Raw genomic sequence first — 18,943 nt, forward strand, 5'->3', positions numbered from 1 at the left:
GCGGAGGCTATCGGATGGACCTGGATTATAACGCCGTTGTCGCATTCTCGAAGAGTTGGGGCCTTTTTTACCTGATCGCGTTCGCACTCGGCGTGCTCGTCTATACCTTCTGGCCTTCGAACAGGAAGCGTTTCGACAGGGCCAAGCACAGCATCCTCGACGAGGACGACAAGCCATGGAAGTGAATGAACGCGACCCCGTCACCGGCCGCGAGACCACCGGTCACGAGTGGAACGGCATCAAGGAGTTGGATACGCCGGTCCCGCGCGGCGTGCTCATGTTCCTGATCGTAACCCACGTCTGGGCGATCGCATGGTGGTTTCTCGTTCCATCCTGGCCGCTGGGAACGACCTATACGAGGGGCCTTCTCGGAATTGACCAAAGACAGACGGTCGAGGCGCGCCTCGTCGAGGCGCGGCGCGATCGGGTGAACTGGATGAATCGCATCGAGACGGAAGGCTACGATGTGATCCTCGCCGACGAGGCGCTGATGCAAACGGTTCGCAGCACCGGACGGCAGCTGTTCGGCGACAACTGCGCGGCATGCCACGGCAGGGACGGCAAAGGCGGAGCGAACTATCCCGACCTTACGGACGACGATTGGCTATGGGGCGGCGGCCCCGAACTCATCGAGCAGACGATGCGCGTGGGCATCAACACCCGGCACCCGGAAAGCCGGATCGGACAGATGCCGGCTTTCGGGCGCGATGAGATGCTCGACCGCGAACAGGTCCGGACCGTGGCCGCCTACGTCTATTCGCTGACGCACCCCGACTACTCTACCCATGAAAACATCAAGCAGATAGAAGCAGGGCGGGAGGTATTCGTCACGACCTGCGCGACCTGCCACGAGGAGAATGCCAAGGGGAAGCGGGATGTCGGCGCTCCAAATCTCACGGACTCGCACTGGATTTATGGTGAAGATCTGGACACGATCATCGCGTCCGTGCACGGCGGACGGCAGGGTCACATGCCGACCTGGGACGAGAGGCTGACGACGGCCGAGATCAAGACGCTCGCGCTCTATGTCCACGATCTTGGAACGCAGCAGCCATGACCACAAAGATATCCCACAGCAAAGCATGGATAGCCTGGGTGCTGGTTCCAGCCGGGTTGCTGATTTTTGCCGGGGCGAACGCGCACCTTGTCTATGTGGCGGTTCAGTCGCAACCGGACTGCGTGGAGCACTTGAAGGCCGGGGGCGAAGGCGAAGGCTACCGCGCGGCGAAGTCAGCGTGCTGAGGAGGAGTGAGATGAGCGAGACCGACAAGTCGTATTGGCTGCTCAGCGAGACCTCGGGCATTGGCGAAACGCGCGACCGGCGCCTCGACCGGGGACTGCCGCTTTTCGAGGGACTCCGCTGGCTCTCTGCGGGCTGGCGGGATTTCTGGATCCGGCCCGCGTCGAGCCTGGCCTATGGGATTGTCGTCTTTCTCCTGTCCGTCGCCTTCGTTTGGACGCTTGTCGGATTCGGTCGTGACTACATTCTGTTTCCGGCGCTTGCCGGGTTCATGATCGTGGCCCCCTTTTTGGCGCTAGGCCTGTATGAAAAGAGCCGGGCAATAGAGGAAGGACGCGCCATCGGTCTGGCATCAATGCTCCTGGTGCGCCCCACCGGCGGCGCACAGGTCTTCTTCACGGGCCTACTACTGTGTTTGCTCCTGCTTCTGTGGACGCGTGCGGCGGTGCTCCTCTGGGCGCTCTTCTTCGGCGTGACGCCCTTTCCCGGATTCGACCGCATAGTCGGAGTGCTCTTCGGCACCGCATATGGGTGGGCGATGATTGCGATCGGGACGGCGATAGGAGGCCTCTTCGCGGCCTTCGCTTTCGCCATCAGCGTCTTTGCAGTGCCGATGCTGCTCGACCGGCGCGTGGACGCGCTGACGGCTATGGCTATCAGCGCGAAACTGGTGTGGAACAACCTTCCGCCGATGCTGGCCTGGGGCGCCTTGGTGCTCCTGCTCTTCGCAGTCTGCGTGGTCACAGGGCTTATCGGGATGATCGTCATCTTTCCTCTGCTGGGGCACGCAACCTGGCATGCGTACAGGGCGGTCGCACGTCCAGAGGGGTGAGACCATGAGTTGTTGCGCGCCGGGAGCCGAAGCCGCATTGCTGCTGGCGCCAGGGCGGGAGATTGCCGAGCGCGAAATCGTGCTCGCCAGCCGCGACATGGGGGATGGCGCTTTCCAGACCCAGTTTTCGGTACCGCAAGCGCATTGCGCTGCCTGCATAGCTGCGATCGAAGGCGCGCTGCAAAGTCTCGACGGAATCATCGCGGCACGAGTGAATCTCACGTCCCGACGTGTCGCCGTGAAGTGGAGGAATGAAGGTCGTGTCCCTCCGATGTTCGACGCCCTGAAGGCTGTCGGATACGATGCCTGCCTCGCGGAGACGGAAGACGGCGCATGCGATGCCGAGTTGTCGCGGCTGCTGCGGGCCACAGCCGTGGCGGGATTCGCCGCCATGAACATCATGTTGCTGTCGGTGTCCGTCTGGTCTGGCGCAGATCAGGGAACTCGAAATGCATTTCACTTGATCTCGGCGCTGCTGGCCGTCCCCACCGTCGCCTATTCCGGACGGATATTCTTCGTTTCGGCGTGGAATTTGGCGATGAAGCGCACCGCCAGCATGGACTTTCCCATCTCAGTCGGAATCCTGCTGGCTCTGGGCTTGAGCCTCTACGACACGTCTGTCGGAGGACCTCACGCCTATTTCGATGCGGTAACGTCGTTGATCTTCTTTCTGCTTGTCGGGCGCACGCTTGACCATGCGATGAGGCGGAAGGCGCGGAACGCCGTCACCGGTCTTGCCCGCTTGATGCCGAGGGGGGCGGCGGTGGTCGGGGCGGACGGAAGCCGCGAGTTCCGCGACCTGACAGAAATCGAGCCGGGCGACATGATATTGGTAGCCCCCGGAGAACGCATTCCGGTGGACGGGACGGTTGTCATGGGCGCGGGCAGCCTCGACGTTTCGGTGGTGAGCGGTGAGTCCAAGCCCGAACGCGCGCAGCCGGGCAGCGCCGTTCTTTCGGGAGCGCTAAGTCTTGATGGCGCGCTCACTGTCCGTGCCGAGCGGCGTGCACGGGATTCCTTCCTCGCCGACGTGGTCAGGCTGATGGAGGCGGCTGAGCACGGCCGCGCCCGCTATCGCCGCATCGCCGACCGCGCGGCCGCGCTCTATTCCCCTGTCATCCATCTGCTGGCGCTTGCGACTTGCGCCGCCTGGATACTGCTTACAGGCGACTGGCATCGATCGGTTACGATTGCGATTTCCGTCCTCATCATCACCTGCCCGTGCGCGCTCGGCCTTGCCGTGCCGATGGTCCAGGTCGTGGCGGCGCGCCGGCTGTTCGATCTCGGCGTCACCCTCAAGGATGGCAGCGCGCTAGAGCGCCTTGCCGAGACCGACACCGTGGTCTTCGACAAGACGGGCACGCTCACGACGGGCGCCGCCCGCGTCGAACGGCACACGGTAGCTCCGCAAGATGTTGTGGCCGCCGCAGCACTCGCCTCCTTTTCCAGGCACCCGGTGGGGCGCGCGGTGGCCGCGATGACAGTCGCAAGAGTGGCTATCGAAGGGTTCCGCGAAGTTGCCGGGTACGGGATCGAAGGGCGCGTTGGCGAAGCGTTTTACAGGCTAGGAAGGAAGGATTGGGTCTCCGCAAGCGTGGCCAACGTCCCGAGTGAAGCCGCCACGTGGCTTTCGAAAGACGGAAAGCTTGCGGGTTCATTTGCGATTGCCGACGAAATCCGTCCTGGCGCGACGCGTGCCATCCGAAAGCTAGCTGACCTCGGGTTGGCGACAGAGGTGCTGTCCGGCGATCGAGTGGAGGAGGCTTGCAGGGTGGCGGCTGCGTTGGGAATCTCGGAAATCCGCCACGGTGCGCTTCCCGAGGACAAGGTCGAGCGTCTGGAGGAGCTGGCGCGGTCCGGCCGCCGCATCCTTATGGTTGGAGACGGGCTGAACGATGCCCCCGCGCTCGCCACCGCGCATGTCTCAATGGCGCCCTCGTCGGCGGCAGACATCGGGCGGAATGCTGCCGACCTTGTCTTCCTGGGCACGAGCCTGGAGGCCGTACCACATGCCATAAGAGTCGCTCGGAACGCATCCCGGCTGGTGCGGCAGAACCTCGCCCTTGCCATCGCCTACAACGTTCTGGTCGTGCCCCTCGCTGTGATGGGCCATGTTACGCCCCTTATGGCCGCTGTCGCCATGTCGACGTCATCGATTCTCGTGGTCGGAAACGCATTGCGCCTTCCGGGCGAGCCTCCGCCCGCAGGATCTCCGGCTCTTCGCAGGCTCGACTTGGCGGAGGCGGCATGAACTATCTCGTCTGGCTTGTTCCAATTGCCTTGGGCATGGGCGTCGCGGGTCTCGCGGCGTTCCTGTGGTCGATGCGCAGCGGCCAATATGAAGATCTCGACGGAGCCGCCGAAAGGGTGCTGCTTTCAGACGCCGCGGACGTTCCCCTTCGTCAGTATGGGTGGAAAAGCGAGGCGGCCGCTCATGAGGCTCGCCCCAAGGGCGGGAAGGCGCCGACCGCCGACGGCGTTTTCTCAAGGAGCAGAACGGACGGAAGGGTTTGACAATGTCTCAAGCTGGTGACAGGCCGTACGACTGGGTGGCGGCGTTGGCTTTTTACTCGGGAGCCGCCGTGCTTGTCCCAAGCCTCGCCGCCTTGGTCGTTAGCCTTCTGGCGGTCGCCTTGGCATTGCTATAGCAACGAGATGGCTGTCCTGCGTAGGGCGGCGGCTCCGCGACTGCTGGCCTCTTCAGTTGCATTCGGATGCGGACGGAGTATCCTTAAGTTTGGGCGCTGGACGTTGCTGCGCCTAGTGCTCGGGCGTCCTCGCACGAGCGAAATTGGGGAGTGGCAGGCATGTCCGAGGCAATGCATCCGGCGGCGCCGCATCATCTGCCGCCTTTCATAACGGCCCCCGGCGAGACCGATGTGTTGTTCACGGGGTCGGTCATCTTCCTTGTGCTGGCCGTGATGGGGATTGGAAGTTTGTACTTCTGGCTCCATTCCTTGCCGGAGCGCATGTCCCACGGCGGCAGTCAGATCCAGTTCCAGCTGGTGGCGGTGCTGTCGCTGCTGGCGTTGTTCACCCACGTCCATGCGTTCTGGATTGCCGCGCTGTTTCTGGCGCTCGTCCCCGTGCCCGACTTCTGGACGCCCCTGGCCAGCATGGCCGACTCGCTCGCCAGGATGGCGACGGGGCGGTTTCGATCCCCCGCCGCGGAGGCGCCGTCTGAGCCGGCTCCCGAGGTGCTTGCCAACTATACGCCGGTCAAAGTGGAGGCCGTACCTCCTCCGACCCCCTTGGAGAAAGCCCGAAGCGACCCCCGCGACGAAATCGCCAAGACGCATGCGCCGGAGCCGTCCGACCGCCATCAGCGCCAGCCGGTGTCAGTGGGAGGTCATGAACGATGATCGAGGTTCTGCTTTGTTCGGTCCTGACCGTCCTGCCCGATTTTCTCGTCCGGAGGTTCGTACAGGGAAAGAGGATTGGTCACGAGATCACGCTTTATTCGGTGTGGTATGAGCTGCGATACGGAATAACGGCGTGCATAGCCCTGACCATAGTCCTTTTGACGCTCATTCTTTACTATCATCCGTCGACGTCGAGCGCGGTTTCGTTCTTCCGCACAATTCCCATCCTTCCCGAAGGCTCCGGCCGCGTCGAGGAAGTCTATGTGGGCATAAGGGACAAGGTCGAGGCTGGCCAGCGCATCTTCAGGCTTGACAGCTCGGAGCAGGAAGCGGCGCTCGAGACCGCGCGACGGCGCATATCGGAGATAGACGCTGGTTTCGAATTGGCCAAGACCGAACTGGTTGGGGCCGACGCCCGCATTCAGGAAGCGCAGAGCGCCTATCAGCAGGCCCTGGACGAATTCGAAACCAAGAGCGAGCTTCAACGGCGAAACGCCAGCACGGTCGCGCAGCGCGAGATCGAGAGGCTCGCCAATATCGTGGAAGGGCGGCAGGCCGCCGTTTCCGCCGTCGTGGCGAGCAAGCAGTCAGTCGAATCACAGATTTCGTCCGTGCTGCCGGCGCAGAAAAAGAGCGCCGAGGCGGCGCTTGCCCAGGCCCAGGTCGAACTGGACAAGACCGTCGTCTACGCCGGGGTCGCCGGTACGCTGGAGCAATTCACCCTGCGAAAGGGAGACATCGTCAATCCCTTTATGCGGCCCGCCGGCGTTCTGATACCGGCGGAAGCCGGAAGGAAGGCGCTTATAGGGGGCTTCAGCCAGCTCGAAGCCCAGGTGATGAAGGTCGGCATGGTTGCCGAAGCGACTTGTATTTCGATGCCTCTGACGATCATTCCGATGGTGGTCACCGAGGTTCAGGATCTCATCTCGACCGGTCAGGTTCGGATGTCGGATCAGTTGATCGACGCCCAACAGGTGGTCCGGCCCGGAACGATCACCGTCTTTCTGGAGCCGCTGTTCGCGGGAGGGTTCGATGGCGTGCCTCCAGGCAGCAGTTGCATCGCCAACGCCTACACCAACAATCACGACCGACTTGCCGAGGAAGATTTGGGCACAGCGCACTGGCTGTTCCTGCACGTCATAGATACGGTCGGGCTGGTGCATGCGATCATATTGAGATTCCAGGCGCTCCTTCTTCCGGTGCAAACACTCGTCTTTTCGGGCGGGCATTGAGGAACCGACGCGCCGTCGAACATGCGGCCAAAGGAAATACCGTCATGTGCACCAAAGTGCGATCTTAAGCTCGCTATGGCCGTTCGTGCTTAAATGGAACGGGATTTGAACCGACATAACGCGGAGCAACAACGACGTCTCAAGGGATCAATGCGGCAAGTCATACGCTTGGCCTGCCGACCTTAGTTGCTCAAGTGTTTTTCCGGCGCAACTTCCCGACCAATCTCCGCCAACTGGCTCGGCCTTGCCTCGTATGGTGATTGTGCCGGCCTGATTGTCGGGGGTTATATAAACGGCAACCCCGTCTGGACCAATTTTGGACAAGTAGTAAGCACGAACGATGCCGCTTAATTCACAACGCACCAAGAAAGGAAAGTCCTCGAACGATCCCTCTTGGGCATGTGCTTCAGGGCTATACATGCAGGCAAGCGACGATTGCGCAATGACAGCGAAAACTGTTCCTGTAAATAGCCAACGAGCCTTCATGCGAATATCCTTCCTAGGCCAAATATACACCATTGCCAAATATACACCATTGATTGCCGTTCCTTGACCACCGGTTCCGAATAAGCTCGATGGCGCTTCGCCACTCGTCACCGACACGATCAATGCGAAAGCATTATCGGCAGCCGGACGTCCGACAGGATGCCTTTCGTGGCCCCACCGAGCACGAAATCCCTCAGTCTGGTGTGACCGAACGCTCCCATGATCATCAGGTCGGCGCCGATTTCGATCGCTCGCTCCTGAAGCGACACCTCGACCGGGCAATCCTCGGATACGAATGGCATGGCCTCGGCTGACAGCCCGCGTAGGTTCAGCCCTTGAGCCAAGCGTTGGGCGGCGTCCGTCTCCTGCAGGGACTTCTCGCCCGTCACGGTGAGCACCGTAATCTTGGAAGCGCGGCGCAACACCTGATGTGCATCCGCCACGGCGCGAGCCGCAACACGGCTGCCGTCCCAGGCAATAGCAACGCTGTGCAGCTTCGTGACAGGCTCGACCTCTGGCAGAAGGATCGTCGGCCTTCCCGACCCGAAGATAATGGCCTGCGCGGTCGTCCTGCTCGTGGGGTTGTTCGCCTCCCAGGCGCAGAGAACGAGATCATAGTAACGCGCTTGAATTGCAGCGGTGTCATTCAGCAAGGGAGCGTTCGACGCGACCGCGTCTGTGGTTGAGTCCACGCCTGCCCGTTTCGCTTCCAGCACAACCTTTGCTAGAAACGCTTCGCCGCGATCCCGGCACAGCGCTTCGGCCTCCCGCGTCATTTTGGGGACGTCGACCAGCCTCCGCGACAGCGCATTCGAGATGTTTCGGATCTCTACGTTGATGGCCAACGCATGCAGTTGCGCGCCGAGGGCCGCCGCCATCGCGACCGCCCTGGGCACTACCATTTCAGGGTTGGGTTCGGGATAGGTGATAACAGGAAGCAGGGCTATCGTTTTCACTAGGGACCTCCTTCTGAATGCAGGGTACGCGACAGCCATCTAGTCCCAAAGCACTCATCCGGCATGTGCATGGGTCCGCTCACTCGCCCGGATCGTTGACCACGGCCCAACCGTCATCGGGATCGAACGCCGTGATCTTTTCGGCGAGCGCCGCCGTATCGGGCCCGAGATCCTTTTCGTAGACTGTGCCGTACTGGTTTACGACGAAGGTCATGATGCCTGTGCGGTCGTATTCGGCAGGCATCGCGATCAGCCCAAAGCCGGCGATCATGTTGCCGTTGATGACGTAGTCGTACTGGCCGCCGGCGACGTTAGCGCCTTGACCGTTCAATATGCGGTAGCGGTATCCGAAATAGCCGTCCTCGGCGGCCGTCGCCAACTCGGCCTGGCTGATCAGCGAACCGAACGGGCTTTCCGGCACGCCGTCGCCGGGTTCCCAATAGAGCCCGTCATATGTCCCGGGCGTGCTGATCAACTTCTGAGCATATTCGCCGACGCCATCCTCGTCCCAGTCGGTTTCCTTGTAATCCTCCTGGGCCTCGACATAGGCGCGCAGGTTGGCGACGGTGGTCAGCTCGTTCTCGCCGATCCTGCGGTTGATGACTTCTTCCAGCCCGGCGATGGTATCGAACGCCCATTTGCCCTCTGTCTGCACGACAGGGAATGGAAACGGCCATACCTGGTTACCAAGAAGAAGCGAGCGGCGGTCGGATGCCAGTTCCTTGACGGCGATGGCCTTCGCCGCCTCTTCGCGGATTTCCGGAAAGCTCGCCTCCACTTCCTTCGACTTCAGCACTTCGCTGGGCGACAGTCCGAGAAGCGAGGCGACGGCCTCCTTGTCATCTTCCTCCAGCGCTTTGCGGAACGCCTCGACGAGTTCGTCGACTGTTGCGAACGGCGTGGGCGTCTCGCCGATGAAGGCATCGAAATCCTGCGTGGTGCTGGTCTGTGCTTCCTGGGCGCCGCCGGCCGAAAGTGCGGGAACGCCGAGCGAAAGTGCGAGAGTTGCGGTAATGAGGTATCGGATCATGATCATGTTCCTGAAATAAACCGGATGTCGCACACGATACGGCAGTTGCTACCGGCGTCCTCCGCCTCCGCCTCGTCCGCCTCCGCCTCGTCCGCCTCCGCCTCGTCCGCCTCCGCCCCCTCCTCTTCCACCTCTGCTCTGCACCTGGCGATGGCCGCCACCCCGGCTATAGGCGCCGCGGTTCGAATGGTTGGTCGCAACCCTGCCGGGCCGCGGATTTCCCATCGCCGACGGCTTGCGCGGACGATTGTCGGCGCGCGCAGCCGGCTTTTTCCTGGAGGACTTTTTCTGAGCGACTTTCTTGGCCGCGGGCTTGTTGACCGCCGGCTTCGCCTTCCTGTGCTGGTCCGAGACGCGCTTTGCGTCGGGCCGCTTCGTCCCCGACTTCGGCAGCTTGGCCTGCGGCCGGTCCTTCAAACCCTCGGCGACGTTCTTGCGGACATCCTTGCCCTTGAGATCATGCGCCCGCGCCTGCTTGCCCTTGCCCGACTCCCGGCGGTCCTTGGCCTTGCTGGCAATGTTGTTGAAGTCCTTGCTCTTCAGGTTCTGCTTGAGCTTGTCGCGGTCGATGTTCGCGTTCTTGAGATTGATCTTGTCGCGGTCGATGTTCTTGAGATCGAGGTCCTTCAGTCTGTCGATGTCGATATTGTCGATGTCGATATTGTCGAAATCGATATCGATGTTGTCGCCGATATCGACGTCGAGATCCACGTCGCCGCCCCAGGTTCCCCAGTCGTCCCAGTCGACCACAGCGGCCCACATCGCACCGGTGGCAAGCGCGGCCCAGTAGGGCGCCGTCGGATAGTAGTAGGAGGGGTACGGGTCGTAGGCGATCGGGTCGCCCGCTATGACGTAGTCGGGCTCGTACAGCATTTCGGGGGGATAGGTCGGGATATAGACGGTCTGCGGATCAGCAGACCTGATAACGACATTGTCGCCTTCGTTGACAACCTGCACCTGTTCCGTCGTCTTCAAGTAGTTCTTGGCCACGGCCTCGTCGCGCAACTGCTGGATGGCGACGAGCATATCCTTCTGCTGGTTGGCGGCCGCATCCCCCAACTGCTCGGTCCACTCCAGATCGTCGTTCATCATCTTCACGATCTCGGGATAATTGAGCAGCGAGATCACGCTGCCATCCCATTTGTCGCTCGGCTCGAGGTCGGGAGACTTCGCCTTTTCGTCGAGAAAGCGGGCCGCCTGCACGATCTGCAGCGGATAGAGCGAAGCCGCGATGGTGAGCGCGACGAGATCGTCGGGATAAAGCGCGATCGGCGCGGTCAGAACCTTCAATTCGTCGAGCGTGAGAGGAGCAGGCTCCTCGGTGGCGGCGGCCGGTTCGCTGTCGACCGCCGGTCGGGGAGTGGGCGTGGGCGTTTGTGCGTAGGCTGGCGCACCCACCGCCGGCGAAAGCATCAGGAGGGCCGCAAGGCCGACTGAAACGAGGCCGAACCTGGAACAATGGGTCATCTGGCTGCTCCTACGGTAGCGATCGCCGAGCTATTTCTTTTGCACGGCGTCGAAAGTGTCGACGTAGCTCCGCCCAACCGCACGTACGGCGCGACCTATGTCGTCATGGATATCGTCCTGGAGATTGACGAAGGAGACACGCACGCTCCAGTTGGGAGCATCGAAACCCCCGCCATTGAGCAGCACGATCGAGTGGTCCTCCGCCAGGCGATAGACCAGGTCCAGTGGATGAACGTTCTTCTTCAGCCACGTAACCATTTCCTCGCCTTGGTATTTGCGCAGCCAGAACTCGAAATCGAGGGTTCCGCAGTACGCCGCAGAATTCGCGTTGGGCTGAACATCCAGAGGCGGTCCTTGCGCGTCCGATCTGCATCGGTCGGGCATTCCGGCCGCGCCACCGCTGTCGGAGCCTTCGCGAATATGGCTTGCACTGGAAACCGTTTGCGCGGCATCGATATGGTTTACCCGGTCACACGGGGTGAGCCGTCGCTTCAAGCTCGGAACAGAGCCAATCTCACTGGAAAATTGATGCGCCACAGGAATACCCCTTCAATGGCCATTCAACTCTCTATTGTTAAACTACTTTCTCGCGCAGTTTTTAGACATACAACATAACTAAAATAAGTTTTTGAATTGTCGCCCCTAGCTCGTTTACGTCTGTTGTTTAAAACGTAAACCTTGTAGTAGTCTACGTCAAAAAAAATCGAGACTTCAATAACATAGCGAGGCAGTTGTTTATCCCATGATAACACCTTGAATCAGGCACGCAAGGGTGTATTGTACGAATTCAAATTAACTGACATTACAATCAGAGGTTTCATTAGATAATTATCATATAATTTAGTTTTTGGCGAAGCAATCGACTTCTGGCCGCTTGCTCTAGTATTGAACCTGCAACAGGAGGGTATCATGGTTGAATGGGTTCGTGAGCACGCTTCGCAGCTGTCCTGAAATCGCGACCTTCATGTCTCTAGCCATTGGCTATTATTTCTGCCCCTTTGTGTATGAAGATCTCGGCTTAGGAGCGGTGACAGCGACCCCCATTGCAGCCGTCATCGTCGGGCAGCTTGGGATCACGATTTCTCCGTCGCTGAAGGCGCTGCTGGCAGGACTGGTTGTCGGGCATCTGCGTATGCGCTTCCCTCTCTTCGGTGGGGCCGGGACTGTACCTCTGGCACTACCTGCTCCGTATGAACCCCATACTGCTCCTGGGAGGACTGGCTGGGGCGCAGACCATGACCGCCGGCATGGCGGCGGTGCAGGACCGCTCGGGTAGTCCGGTTGCCGTCCTTGGCTATACGCCGGCGGTTCCGATCGGCCACATCCTGCTCACAACCTGGGGGACGGTGATCGTGGGCGTGATGGCGAACTGAAATCCGACCTGAGAAAGGGACCTCGGTGGCAGTAGGATTACCCGGCAAGCCCCGATCGCGGCAGTTGAGACGCAGCTTCTTTTATGCGCTCGTGCAGCAGCTTCGCGTGGTCTGGCCGATCTTCTCCGGCATCCTTCTCGCCATGGCGGGATGCGGGCTGATCATCGGGCGTATTGAAAATTGGCGCGTCGACGAAGCTCTGTACTTCACCTTCGTGACGGGTCTTACGATCGGCTACGGCGATTTCTCGCCACAGCACCTTCTGACGCGGTTACTGGCGATAGCAATCGGTTTTGCCGGCATAGTGATGACAGGCCTCGTTGCGGCGGTCGCCGTGCAGGCGCTGAGGGCGGCTGAGCGCAATCTCCTGAATGAGGCTGGAAATGGGCCCCTTGATCAAAGAGATCCGTAGCAACGTCGTACTCTGGCTTTTGGCGTTTGTTCCGGTGGTATTCGTCGTCCGGCAATTGGAGCCGGAAGCGCACACGCTGCTCTTTGTGCTCTCGGTGCTGGCGATTGTACCGCTGGCCACCTTGCTGAGCGCGGCTACCGAGTCGGTCGCGTCCAAGACGGGCGATACGGTCGGCGGGCTGCTGAATGCCACGTTGGGAAACCTGACGGAACTGGTCATTGCGCTGACTGCGCTGCAAGCCGGCCAGTACACGTTGGTGAAGGCTTCTATCGCCGGAGCAATCGTCGCCAATACTCTGTTCATGTTGGGCGCCTCGTTCCTGCTAGGCGGTATCAAGTATCATGTGCAGGAGTACAACAGGGTCAGCGCCAGGCTGCAAACCAGCCTGCTGTTCCTCGCTACGATCGCGATGGTGACCCCGTCCATGGTGGCGCAAGTCGATTCCGTTGCCACGTCCGCGTTCACCCAGCAGCTGAGCGTTGGATTGTCGGTGCTGCTCATCAGCGCCTACGCGATGGGCCTGGTCTTCTCGCTGAAGACCCATCGAGAACTTTTCAGCGGCACGGCCCATGCGGAAGACGGCGAAGCGTGGCCGATGGGCCTGGCTCTCGGAACGTTGGCAGCGGTGACAGTGCTTGTTGCTCTGGTAAGCGAAGTGTTCGTCGAGTCGGTGCAGGAGGCTGCGGTCGCGTTCGGCATGACCCCCGCCTTCGTGGGTTTCATCGTCGTTGCGTTGGTGGGCGGTTCCGCCGAGATGGCGGCGGCGTTTGCCGGCGCGCGAAGGAACCGGCTGGACCTGAGCGTGGGCATCGCGCTTGGGGCCGCATCACAGATCGCGCTTTTCGTTGCCCCGATGATGGTGCTCCTCAGCTATGTCATCGGCCCTGCTCCGATGGACCTTCTGTTCTGGCCGGGCGCGGTCGTCATGGTGCTTATCGCGACGATAACGGCATTTCTGATGACCAATAACGGACGTTCCGCATGGTTCGTCGGAGTGCTCCTGCTGATGGTCTATCTGATCTTCGCCATGACGATCTACCTTCTGCCACCGCAAGTTTAGGAAGGTGGGTGGAGCGTGGTTCCGTCACGGCGAATACCAGAGATGAACACCAGGATGGGCTGGTCTGACCGCCAGGTTTGGGCGCCCGAAGCAGGCCTACAGGACATGGCGTGAGAACGATAAGCAAGCGGCGGTCTCGTCGGGAGGGCAGATAATTGGATTCGGACGGTTCGCGTCCCCTCGTCCATCCTCGTCAGGATCTCACCCGCGTGACGCTGGCGGTGGTGTTCATCGGCAGTCTTCTCATCGCCAGCTTCTGGGTGATGCAGCCGTTTCTGCCGGCGATCGTATGGGCCACGACGTTGGTGCTTGCCACCTGGCCGCTCATGCTCTGGTTGCAGCGCCATACCGGCAACCGCCGCGGCCTTGCCGTCCTGATCATGACGCTGACCTTGCTGCTGCTTGTGATCGTGCCCTTCTGGCTGGCGCTCAGCACGGTCATCGCGAACATCGACAAGGTTGGCGACCTGGTCCGGACTATCCTGTCGATGCGACTGCCACCGCCACCCAGCTGGCTGGAGGGAGTGCCCCTGGTTGGAGCACGCGCTGCCGAAGCATGGGAGAAACTGAACTCGGCGGGCGTTCAGGAACTGGTCCAAAGACTGACCCCTTATGCCGGAACGCTGACCTACTGGTTCGCGTCAGCCACCGGAAGTTTGGGTGGCATGTTCATACATTTCCTGCTGACGACCGCGATTGCCGCGATCATGTATTCGGGCGGTGAACGGGCCGCCGCCACCGCAATTCTCTTCGGTCGCCGGCTGGGCGGCGTTCGTGGAGAGACCGCGGTAAAGCTAGCCGGCCAGGCGATCCGAAGCGTGGCCTTAGGCGTAGTGGTGACCGCCGTTGCGCAAAGCGCCGTAGCGGGTATCGGGCTGGCCGTGGCCGGCGTGCCCTATGCCGCCGTGCTCATGGCATTGATCTTCATTTTGTGTCTGATCCAGCTCGGTCCGGTCCTGGTAATGGCTCCAGCAGTGATCTGGATGTATTATTCGGGCGACACGCTTTGGGCGACGGTGTTGCTGGCCTTTACCATCGTCGCCGCGACAATGGATCAATTTATTCGCCCTGTTCTCATCCGCAGAGGCGCCGACTTGCCTATGCTGCTTATCCTGGCCGGGGTCATCGGCGGCCTGGTAGCGTTTGGCATACTGGGCATTTTCATAGGCCCGACGGTCCTCGCGGTCGCCTATACGCTGCTCAATGCGTGGATGGCGGATGGCGATGATAGAGAACCTCCTGGGGAAACGCCATGAAGCCGGCACGCGTTGCTGCTTTTAAGCTAGGCGGCAGCGCCGCGAGCCAAATCGGCTAGTAGGGTGGACTCAATGCGCACGCCCGGCAGTTCACCCTCCAAGCGCTATAGTCGTAACTACCAAGACGCTACCGATTGCCGCCATGGCCAGAGCCATCGGCCAAGGGCTTCTGCCCATATATTTGCCGAGCCGTGCGCCGATCAAAAACAGCATGGCGACGGCTACCGCGTTCGACGCGCGCATCGCCGTCGGCAGATCGTCGATGAACAGGAACGGCATGCTGGGTGGAAGCGTCGATAGGATGACCAGCAAGCAGATTGAAACTGCAGCTCTGACATCCCGAATGTTCACAATGCGCCGATTGTCGGATGCTGGAAGAGATCTGATGCGCGTGACGATACTTTCGGCGTCGGCCTCGGATGTGACCAGGCGGACGTCCTTCGGCAACTCGGAGAGGAAGACGCGCCGCGCCTCTGCCAGGGGCATGACGCGGATGGCCTCAAGGAAATTTAGGCGCTTCACCCGCTCCACAGCTGTCGTCAAGGCAAACATGACGCCGTCGACAATTCCCCAAGCGAGGTTGCAGCCCAGGGCAGCCATCAGCACGGCCCCCACCTTGTCGCCTTCGCCAACCGCGACGCTCATGGTGCCTGTGAAGGAAAGCGCCATCAATAGTCCGAAAATTACCTCCGACAGACGGTCGATGGGGTCGAGCACGGGTCTAACGGGATCGGGACCGTTCATGGCAGGACAACCGGCACATGACAACACTTGAGCAATCGCACCTTACAGCAAGCGATTTCCGTTTGGAGTCTAATTCCGCTTGCCGAGTTCCCGTGCTTTGGGCAGAGGCGAACGCGTGGCTCCGCTTCAGCATGGTGGCGCGGCGGTGTAGAACCTGTCCCATAGCGCATCCTTTGATTCGGATGGCAATGATGCGCCAGGCACCCAGGACGGGACGTTTGAGTTCAAGATCCCGAAGCGTCCGATCCGCAGGAAGATCACGGGGTTGCCGGCATTCACCACCCTCAGGGGCGGCGCCTACTTCTTCCTTCCTGGTATTAAGGCGCTTCGATACCTCGCGGCGCTCGGCGACGCCAACTCAGCCTAGCCATAAATGCGGGAGAACGACCATGAGCACAGTGCCACCAGCTCGCACCTACAACCAAGACCACATTGCCCGCAAATACACGCCGGGAAAACGCCGCATGAGCATCTACTGGACGTGGAGTTACCCTTGGGAATCCCAGCGCGATCCGGCGGCGATGGAAAACCGCTTCTCAACGATGACCGAAGTCCGCACCGTCTTGTGGCCGAATTACGAAACGCCGGAGTGGAGCGCGGCACAATTTCTACAAGGAATTGCGGGTACGCTGGAGCTTTTCCACCGTTCCACGCTCAGCTTCCAGCGCATTGCCGGCGAGGCCACCGGTCACCCGGTCGCCGTTTTCCAGCGCATTGACCAGGCGGGTTTCAAGCTGCCGATCGACGAAAGGATTCTGGCAGATACCGACACGCTTATGGTGTTTGGACTCGACCACATCCTCTCTGAGCAGGAAGCCGCGCCAGAGGAAGTCGCCGCCATCGGCGAGTGGCTCAAGCGCGAAGGCACCTGTCTGCTGCTCGCGCCACACCACGATGTCGGTTTCACCGATGACCTCGAGCAGCGCCAGATGGAATACCGCCACCACGGCGATGCACTCGTGCCGCGCCAGCAACGCTTCGGGCAATACACCCGTTCGCTGATGAAGGCTCTCGACGTCCCAGTGCATAACCTGTGGGGTCTCAGGCCAGCGCTCGTCAAAGGCACGAAGGAGATCGCGCCGCTTACAGCCTTTCGGGACATTGACAAGCTGGGTCTGCTCAAAAACGTCCCTACACTCAATTTCCATCCACACCTGCCGCACTATGAGCTGACCACCAAGGACACCAAGTCGGTGCATTTGCTGGCGCGCCAGCCTATTGATCCCGACCGTCCGCATCCCTTCACCGCAGCCGGCAACACGGAGTTCAATTGCCTGCTCTGGATGCCGCCAAATCAGCAGCGCGTCGGCGACATCGTGCTCGTGGACTCGACGAACTTCACCACCCTGTTCGGCGGCACGGACAGTCTGGCGAACTTTTGGCGAAATCTCGCACTGATGAAATAAGCGCCGCTCGGTCATTGCCAACGGCATTGACCGCGTACGCGGCTCCATACGGAGACAGCCCATGCTGATGGACTTGTTGAACAAAGCGGTCACTGTGGCCATGCTTGGTTTTGTGGTTTCAAGCATGCTGGCAATGGGTTCGGGGCTCACCATCCGGCAGATCGTTGAACCGCTGCGCAATGCCCGTCTGGTCCTGCTTGCACTGTTGGCCAATTTCGTCTTGATGCCCCTTGGCGCGCTTGCCTTGGCGAAGGTGCTCTGGCTCGATAACCCCCTCGCAGTCGGGATGTTGGTGCTCGGATGCGCGGCGGGAGCGCCGTTCTTGCCGAAGCTCGCCGAACTTGCCAAGGGCAACCTCGCGTTCTCCGTTGGCGTTATGGTGCTTCTGACGGTTGTCACGGTCGGTTACCTGCCTATCGTCATGCCCTTGCTGCTCCCGGGGGTCACTGTTGATCCGTGGAACATTGCTCGTTCCCTCGTCCTCCTGATGCTACTCCCGCTCGCCATCGGACTTGCCCTGAAGGCGCGATACGAAGAATTGGCCAGTCGGGTGAAGCCCATGCTCGACTGGATTTCCAACATCAGCCTCATCCTGCTGATGTTGTTAATCACTGCAGCGAACATCGACAAGGTTCTACAAGTCTTCGGCACACGAGGAATTCTTGCAGGGCTTCTGTTTGTCGCATTGGGCTTTGGGATTGGTTGGTTGCTCGGCGGTCCTGAGACCGGCACGAGATGGGTCATGGCGCTCGGTACTAGCCAGCGCAACATTGCCGCTGCACTCGTGGTCGCGAACCAAAGCTTCAGCGACCCACAAGTGGTCGTAATGGTAATTGTTGTCGCGATCGTCGGATTGATCATCCTCATGCCGCTTTCTCGTGCGTTGGCCAATCGTTGAGCCAACACGGCATGCTAGACTAAGACTATGGCTCCCATCATCCCTGGAGGTACCGTATAAGGCAGCCAGCTTTTGCTCCGCACCTGCGCCGACCCGGAGCCGGGTTCTCCACCTCGCCAACCTGCGAGAGGCCGCCATGCAGCTCGGCCTTGGTTTTGACAGTCTGTATCCAGCGCCGCCCGTCGAACGGGCTGACGGTGTCGCGGATCGTTTTGGTGGCGACATGGGTATATCGGGCGGTAGTCGCCAACCTGGCATGGCCAGAAGGACCTGGATCACCCGCACATCGGTGTTCGCTTCCAGCAGGTGGGTGGCAAAGCTGTGCCGCAAGGTATGCAGCGTCGCGGGCCTGGCGATCCCCGCCATGTGCTTGGCCGCCATGAACGCGCGGTTGAGCTGCCGCGGCGAGATCGGGTTGATCGGTTGATCCTGGGTTTGCCGGGAAACAGCCAACCTTGTGGCCGCGCTTCGCGCCAGTAGGCGCGCAAGAGCTCCAGCAGCCCGGGCCACAGCATGACCTTGCGGTCCTTCTGCCCTTTGCCTTGTTCGACATGGATCAGCATGCGGTCGCTGTCGATGTCGCCGATCTTGAGATTGCAGACCTCTGAGGCGCGCAGTCCGGCCCCATAGGAGATGCTGAGCGCCGCGCAATACTTCAGGCCCGGCCCCGGGGCCGCCATCAGAAGGTCGGAAACCTCCTCGACGCTCAAGACCACGGGCAGCTTCCGCGGCTGGCGGCGAAACTGCATATGCCGCTTCATGTCCTCGCGCCCGCAGGTGGTGCCGAAAAAGAACCGCAGCGCGACGATGCGGGCGTTGAAGGTGGGCGCAGTAAGGCCCGCATTGGTCATGTGCAGCTGGTAGGCGCGCAGGTCATCAGCTGTGGCGGTGTCCGGAGGTCGCTTCAGAAACCTGGCGAAATCCTTGATGGCTCGGATATGAGCCTGCTGGGCTTTGTCGCCCATCCCGCGGATGCGCATGTCTTCGATCATCCGCTCGCGCAGCGGGGTGGTCCTCTCCTCCGTCATGGGAACCTCCTGTCTGATGATTGAGAAGACCCCAATCGTCAGCCAGGACCGCAAATCCACAAATGCACAGCGTTCAGATCATTGCTGGACCTTCACCACGGGCGCCAGTGCCGCGCGAGCGGCTTCGTCCAAGGGTCAATTCTTCCGGTCTGCGAACAGGA

Annotated in this window: 20 protein-coding genes and 1 pseudogene; 14 read left to right on the plus strand and 7 right to left on the minus strand. The window is 60.8% G+C overall.

The window, feature by feature from the left end:
* The first annotated feature begins 14 nt into the window (after window positions 1-14).
* From IHQ72_RS24105 to IHQ72_RS24140, 8 genes are all read left to right on the plus strand, one after another.
* Window positions 15-185 carry a cbb3-type cytochrome c oxidase subunit 3 gene (locus IHQ72_RS24105; protein ID WP_123148490.1) on the plus strand — a complete coding sequence of 57 codons (171 nt, stop codon included), beginning with the start codon at window positions 15-17 and terminating at the stop codon, window positions 183-185.
* Complete coding sequence (gene ccoP / locus IHQ72_RS24110; RefSeq protein WP_258117717.1) at window positions 176-1,057, plus strand: cytochrome-c oxidase, cbb3-type subunit III; 882 nt, start codon at window positions 176-178, stop codon at window positions 1,055-1,057. Before IHQ72_RS24105 ends, ccoP begins: the two co-directional genes overlap by 10 nt.
* A complete protein-coding gene (locus IHQ72_RS24115) occupies window positions 1,054-1,242 on the plus strand; it encodes a hypothetical protein (protein ID WP_123148492.1) in 189 nt (62 codons plus the stop codon). The genes ccoP and IHQ72_RS24115 overlap by 4 nt, the downstream gene beginning before the upstream one ends.
* Before the next feature lie 11 nt (window positions 1,243-1,253).
* Window positions 1,254-2,072: a DUF2189 domain-containing protein gene (locus IHQ72_RS24120; protein ID WP_023799907.1), complete on the plus strand. Its 819-nt coding sequence runs from the start codon at window positions 1,254-1,256 to the stop codon at window positions 2,070-2,072.
* Between the two features lie 4 nt (window positions 2,073-2,076).
* The gene (locus IHQ72_RS24125) at window positions 2,077-4,323 is read left to right on the plus strand and encodes a heavy metal translocating P-type ATPase (RefSeq protein WP_258117721.1); all 2,247 of its coding nucleotides are present in this window, start codon (window positions 2,077-2,079) and stop codon (window positions 4,321-4,323) included.
* On the plus strand, window positions 4,320-4,586 hold the full coding sequence (ccoS, locus tag IHQ72_RS24130; protein WP_258117722.1) for a cbb3-type cytochrome oxidase assembly protein CcoS: 267 nt from the start codon (window positions 4,320-4,322) through the stop codon (window positions 4,584-4,586). Before IHQ72_RS24125 ends, ccoS begins: the two co-directional genes overlap by 4 nt.
* Before the next feature lie 293 nt (window positions 4,587-4,879).
* On the plus strand, window positions 4,880-5,434 hold the full coding sequence (locus tag IHQ72_RS24135) for a hypothetical protein (RefSeq protein WP_258117724.1): 555 nt from the start codon (window positions 4,880-4,882) through the stop codon (window positions 5,432-5,434).
* On the plus strand, window positions 5,431-6,666 hold the full coding sequence (locus IHQ72_RS24140) for an HlyD family secretion protein (RefSeq protein ID WP_258117725.1): 1,236 nt from the start codon (window positions 5,431-5,433) through the stop codon (window positions 6,664-6,666). Before IHQ72_RS24135 ends, IHQ72_RS24140 begins: the two co-directional genes overlap by 4 nt.
* Window positions 6,667-6,813: 147 nt before the next feature.
* Here the strand turns inward: IHQ72_RS24140 and IHQ72_RS24145 are convergent, their stop codons facing one another.
* The 5 genes from IHQ72_RS24145 to IHQ72_RS36920 form a co-directional block, all read right to left on the minus strand.
* A complete protein-coding gene (locus tag IHQ72_RS24145) occupies window positions 6,814-7,152 on the minus strand; it encodes a hypothetical protein (RefSeq protein ID WP_258117726.1) in 339 nt (112 codons plus the stop codon).
* Between the two features lie 119 nt (window positions 7,153-7,271).
* Window positions 7,272-8,108, minus strand: coding sequence for a universal stress protein (locus IHQ72_RS24150; RefSeq protein ID WP_258117727.1), 837 nt, complete (start codon window positions 8,106-8,108; stop codon window positions 7,272-7,274).
* Between the two features lie 79 nt (window positions 8,109-8,187).
* Window positions 8,188-9,138, minus strand: coding sequence for a DUF2950 domain-containing protein (locus IHQ72_RS24155; RefSeq protein WP_258117729.1), 951 nt, complete (start codon window positions 9,136-9,138; stop codon window positions 8,188-8,190).
* Between the two features lie 48 nt (window positions 9,139-9,186).
* The gene (locus IHQ72_RS24160) at window positions 9,187-10,605 is read right to left on the minus strand and encodes a DUF3300 domain-containing protein (protein WP_258117730.1); all 1,419 of its coding nucleotides are present in this window, start codon (window positions 10,603-10,605) and stop codon (window positions 9,187-9,189) included.
* A gap of 30 nt (window positions 10,606-10,635) precedes the next feature.
* Window positions 10,636-11,142 (minus strand): hypothetical protein, encoded by a 507-nt coding sequence (locus IHQ72_RS36920; protein WP_309508649.1) that lies wholly within the window; start codon window positions 11,140-11,142, stop codon window positions 10,636-10,638.
* A 372-nt stretch (window positions 11,143-11,514) separates the two neighbouring features.
* Between IHQ72_RS36920 and IHQ72_RS37175 the strand changes: the two are divergent.
* The 4 genes and pseudogenes from IHQ72_RS37175 to ydiK all read left to right on the plus strand — a co-directional run bounded on the left by IHQ72_RS37175 (window position 11,515) and on the right by ydiK (window position 14,706).
* Window positions 11,515-11,978 (plus strand): annotated as a pseudogene (locus IHQ72_RS37175) (aspartate-alanine antiporter-like transporter).
* Window positions 11,979-12,042: 64 nt separating this feature from the next.
* On the plus strand, window positions 12,043-12,390 hold the full coding sequence (locus IHQ72_RS24175) for a potassium channel family protein (RefSeq protein ID WP_123148500.1): 348 nt from the start codon (window positions 12,043-12,045) through the stop codon (window positions 12,388-12,390).
* Window positions 12,362-13,450, plus strand: a complete 1,089-nt coding sequence (cax, locus tag IHQ72_RS24180) for a calcium/proton exchanger (RefSeq protein WP_258117732.1) — start codon at window positions 12,362-12,364, stop codon at window positions 13,448-13,450. Before IHQ72_RS24175 ends, cax begins: the two co-directional genes overlap by 29 nt.
* Before the next feature lie 221 nt (window positions 13,451-13,671).
* On the plus strand, window positions 13,672-14,706 hold the full coding sequence (gene ydiK, locus IHQ72_RS24185) for an AI-2E family transporter YdiK (protein ID WP_258117734.1): 1,035 nt from the start codon (window positions 13,672-13,674) through the stop codon (window positions 14,704-14,706).
* Between the two features lie 90 nt (window positions 14,707-14,796).
* Here ydiK and IHQ72_RS24190 read toward each other — a convergent pair whose 3' ends face one another.
* Window positions 14,797-15,450, minus strand: a complete 654-nt coding sequence (locus IHQ72_RS24190; protein ID WP_258117736.1) for a VIT1/CCC1 transporter family protein — start codon at window positions 15,448-15,450, stop codon at window positions 14,797-14,799.
* 389 nt (window positions 15,451-15,839) lie between these two features.
* On the opposite strand from IHQ72_RS24190, the gene IHQ72_RS24195 reads away from it, so the two are divergent.
* Both IHQ72_RS24195 and IHQ72_RS24200 read left to right on the plus strand, forming a co-directional pair.
* Window positions 15,840-16,856, plus strand: coding sequence for a hypothetical protein (locus tag IHQ72_RS24195; protein ID WP_258117737.1), 1,017 nt, complete (start codon window positions 15,840-15,842; stop codon window positions 16,854-16,856).
* A gap of 61 nt (window positions 16,857-16,917) precedes the next feature.
* Window positions 16,918-17,754: a bile acid:sodium symporter family protein gene (locus IHQ72_RS24200; protein WP_258117739.1), complete on the plus strand. Its 837-nt coding sequence runs from the start codon at window positions 16,918-16,920 to the stop codon at window positions 17,752-17,754.
* A 275-nt stretch (window positions 17,755-18,029) separates the two neighbouring features.
* Here IHQ72_RS24200 and IHQ72_RS24205 read toward each other — a convergent pair whose 3' ends face one another.
* The gene (locus tag IHQ72_RS24205; RefSeq protein ID WP_502572802.1) at window positions 18,030-18,782 is read right to left on the minus strand and encodes a tyrosine-type recombinase/integrase; all 753 of its coding nucleotides are present in this window, start codon (window positions 18,780-18,782) and stop codon (window positions 18,030-18,032) included.
* Window positions 18,783-18,943 lie beyond the last annotated feature (161 nt).

Source organism: Mesorhizobium onobrychidis (assembly GCF_024707545.1).
GTDB lineage: Bacteria > Pseudomonadota > Alphaproteobacteria > Rhizobiales > Rhizobiaceae > Mesorhizobium > Mesorhizobium onobrychidis.

Coding starts and splice junctions, on each gene's coding strand:
- IHQ72_RS24205 (WP_502572802.1), bottom strand. CDS start 18,782: ATGACGGAGGAGAGGACCACCCCGCTGCGCGAGCGGATGATCGAAGAC.
- IHQ72_RS24120 (WP_023799907.1), top strand. CDS start 1,254: ATGAGCGAGACCGACAAGTCGTATTGGCTGCTCAGCGAGACCTCGGGC.
- cax (WP_258117732.1), top strand. CDS start 12,362: ATGGGCCCCTTGATCAAAGAGATCCGTAGCAACGTCGTACTCTGGCTT.
- IHQ72_RS24145 (WP_258117726.1), bottom strand. CDS start 7,152: ATGAAGGCTCGTTGGCTATTTACAGGAACAGTTTTCGCTGTCATTGCG.
- IHQ72_RS24125 (WP_258117721.1), top strand. CDS start 2,077: ATGAGTTGTTGCGCGCCGGGAGCCGAAGCCGCATTGCTGCTGGCGCCA.
- IHQ72_RS24190 (WP_258117736.1), bottom strand. CDS start 15,450: ATGAACGGTCCCGATCCCGTTAGACCCGTGCTCGACCCCATCGACCGT.
- IHQ72_RS24105 (WP_123148490.1), top strand. CDS start 15: ATGGACCTGGATTATAACGCCGTTGTCGCATTCTCGAAGAGTTGGGGC.
- ccoP (WP_258117717.1), top strand. CDS start 176: ATGGAAGTGAATGAACGCGACCCCGTCACCGGCCGCGAGACCACCGGT.
- IHQ72_RS24135 (WP_258117724.1), top strand. CDS start 4,880: ATGTCCGAGGCAATGCATCCGGCGGCGCCGCATCATCTGCCGCCTTTC.
- IHQ72_RS24115 (WP_123148492.1), top strand. CDS start 1,054: ATGACCACAAAGATATCCCACAGCAAAGCATGGATAGCCTGGGTGCTG.
- IHQ72_RS24200 (WP_258117739.1), top strand. CDS start 16,918: ATGCTGATGGACTTGTTGAACAAAGCGGTCACTGTGGCCATGCTTGGT.
- IHQ72_RS24160 (WP_258117730.1), bottom strand. CDS start 10,605: ATGACCCATTGTTCCAGGTTCGGCCTCGTTTCAGTCGGCCTTGCGGCC.
- IHQ72_RS24140 (WP_258117725.1), top strand. CDS start 5,431: ATGATCGAGGTTCTGCTTTGTTCGGTCCTGACCGTCCTGCCCGATTTT.
- IHQ72_RS24155 (WP_258117729.1), bottom strand. CDS start 9,138: ATGATCCGATACCTCATTACCGCAACTCTCGCACTTTCGCTCGGCGTT.
- IHQ72_RS24195 (WP_258117737.1), top strand. CDS start 15,840: ATGAGCACAGTGCCACCAGCTCGCACCTACAACCAAGACCACATTGCC.
- ccoS (WP_258117722.1), top strand. CDS start 4,320: ATGAACTATCTCGTCTGGCTTGTTCCAATTGCCTTGGGCATGGGCGTC.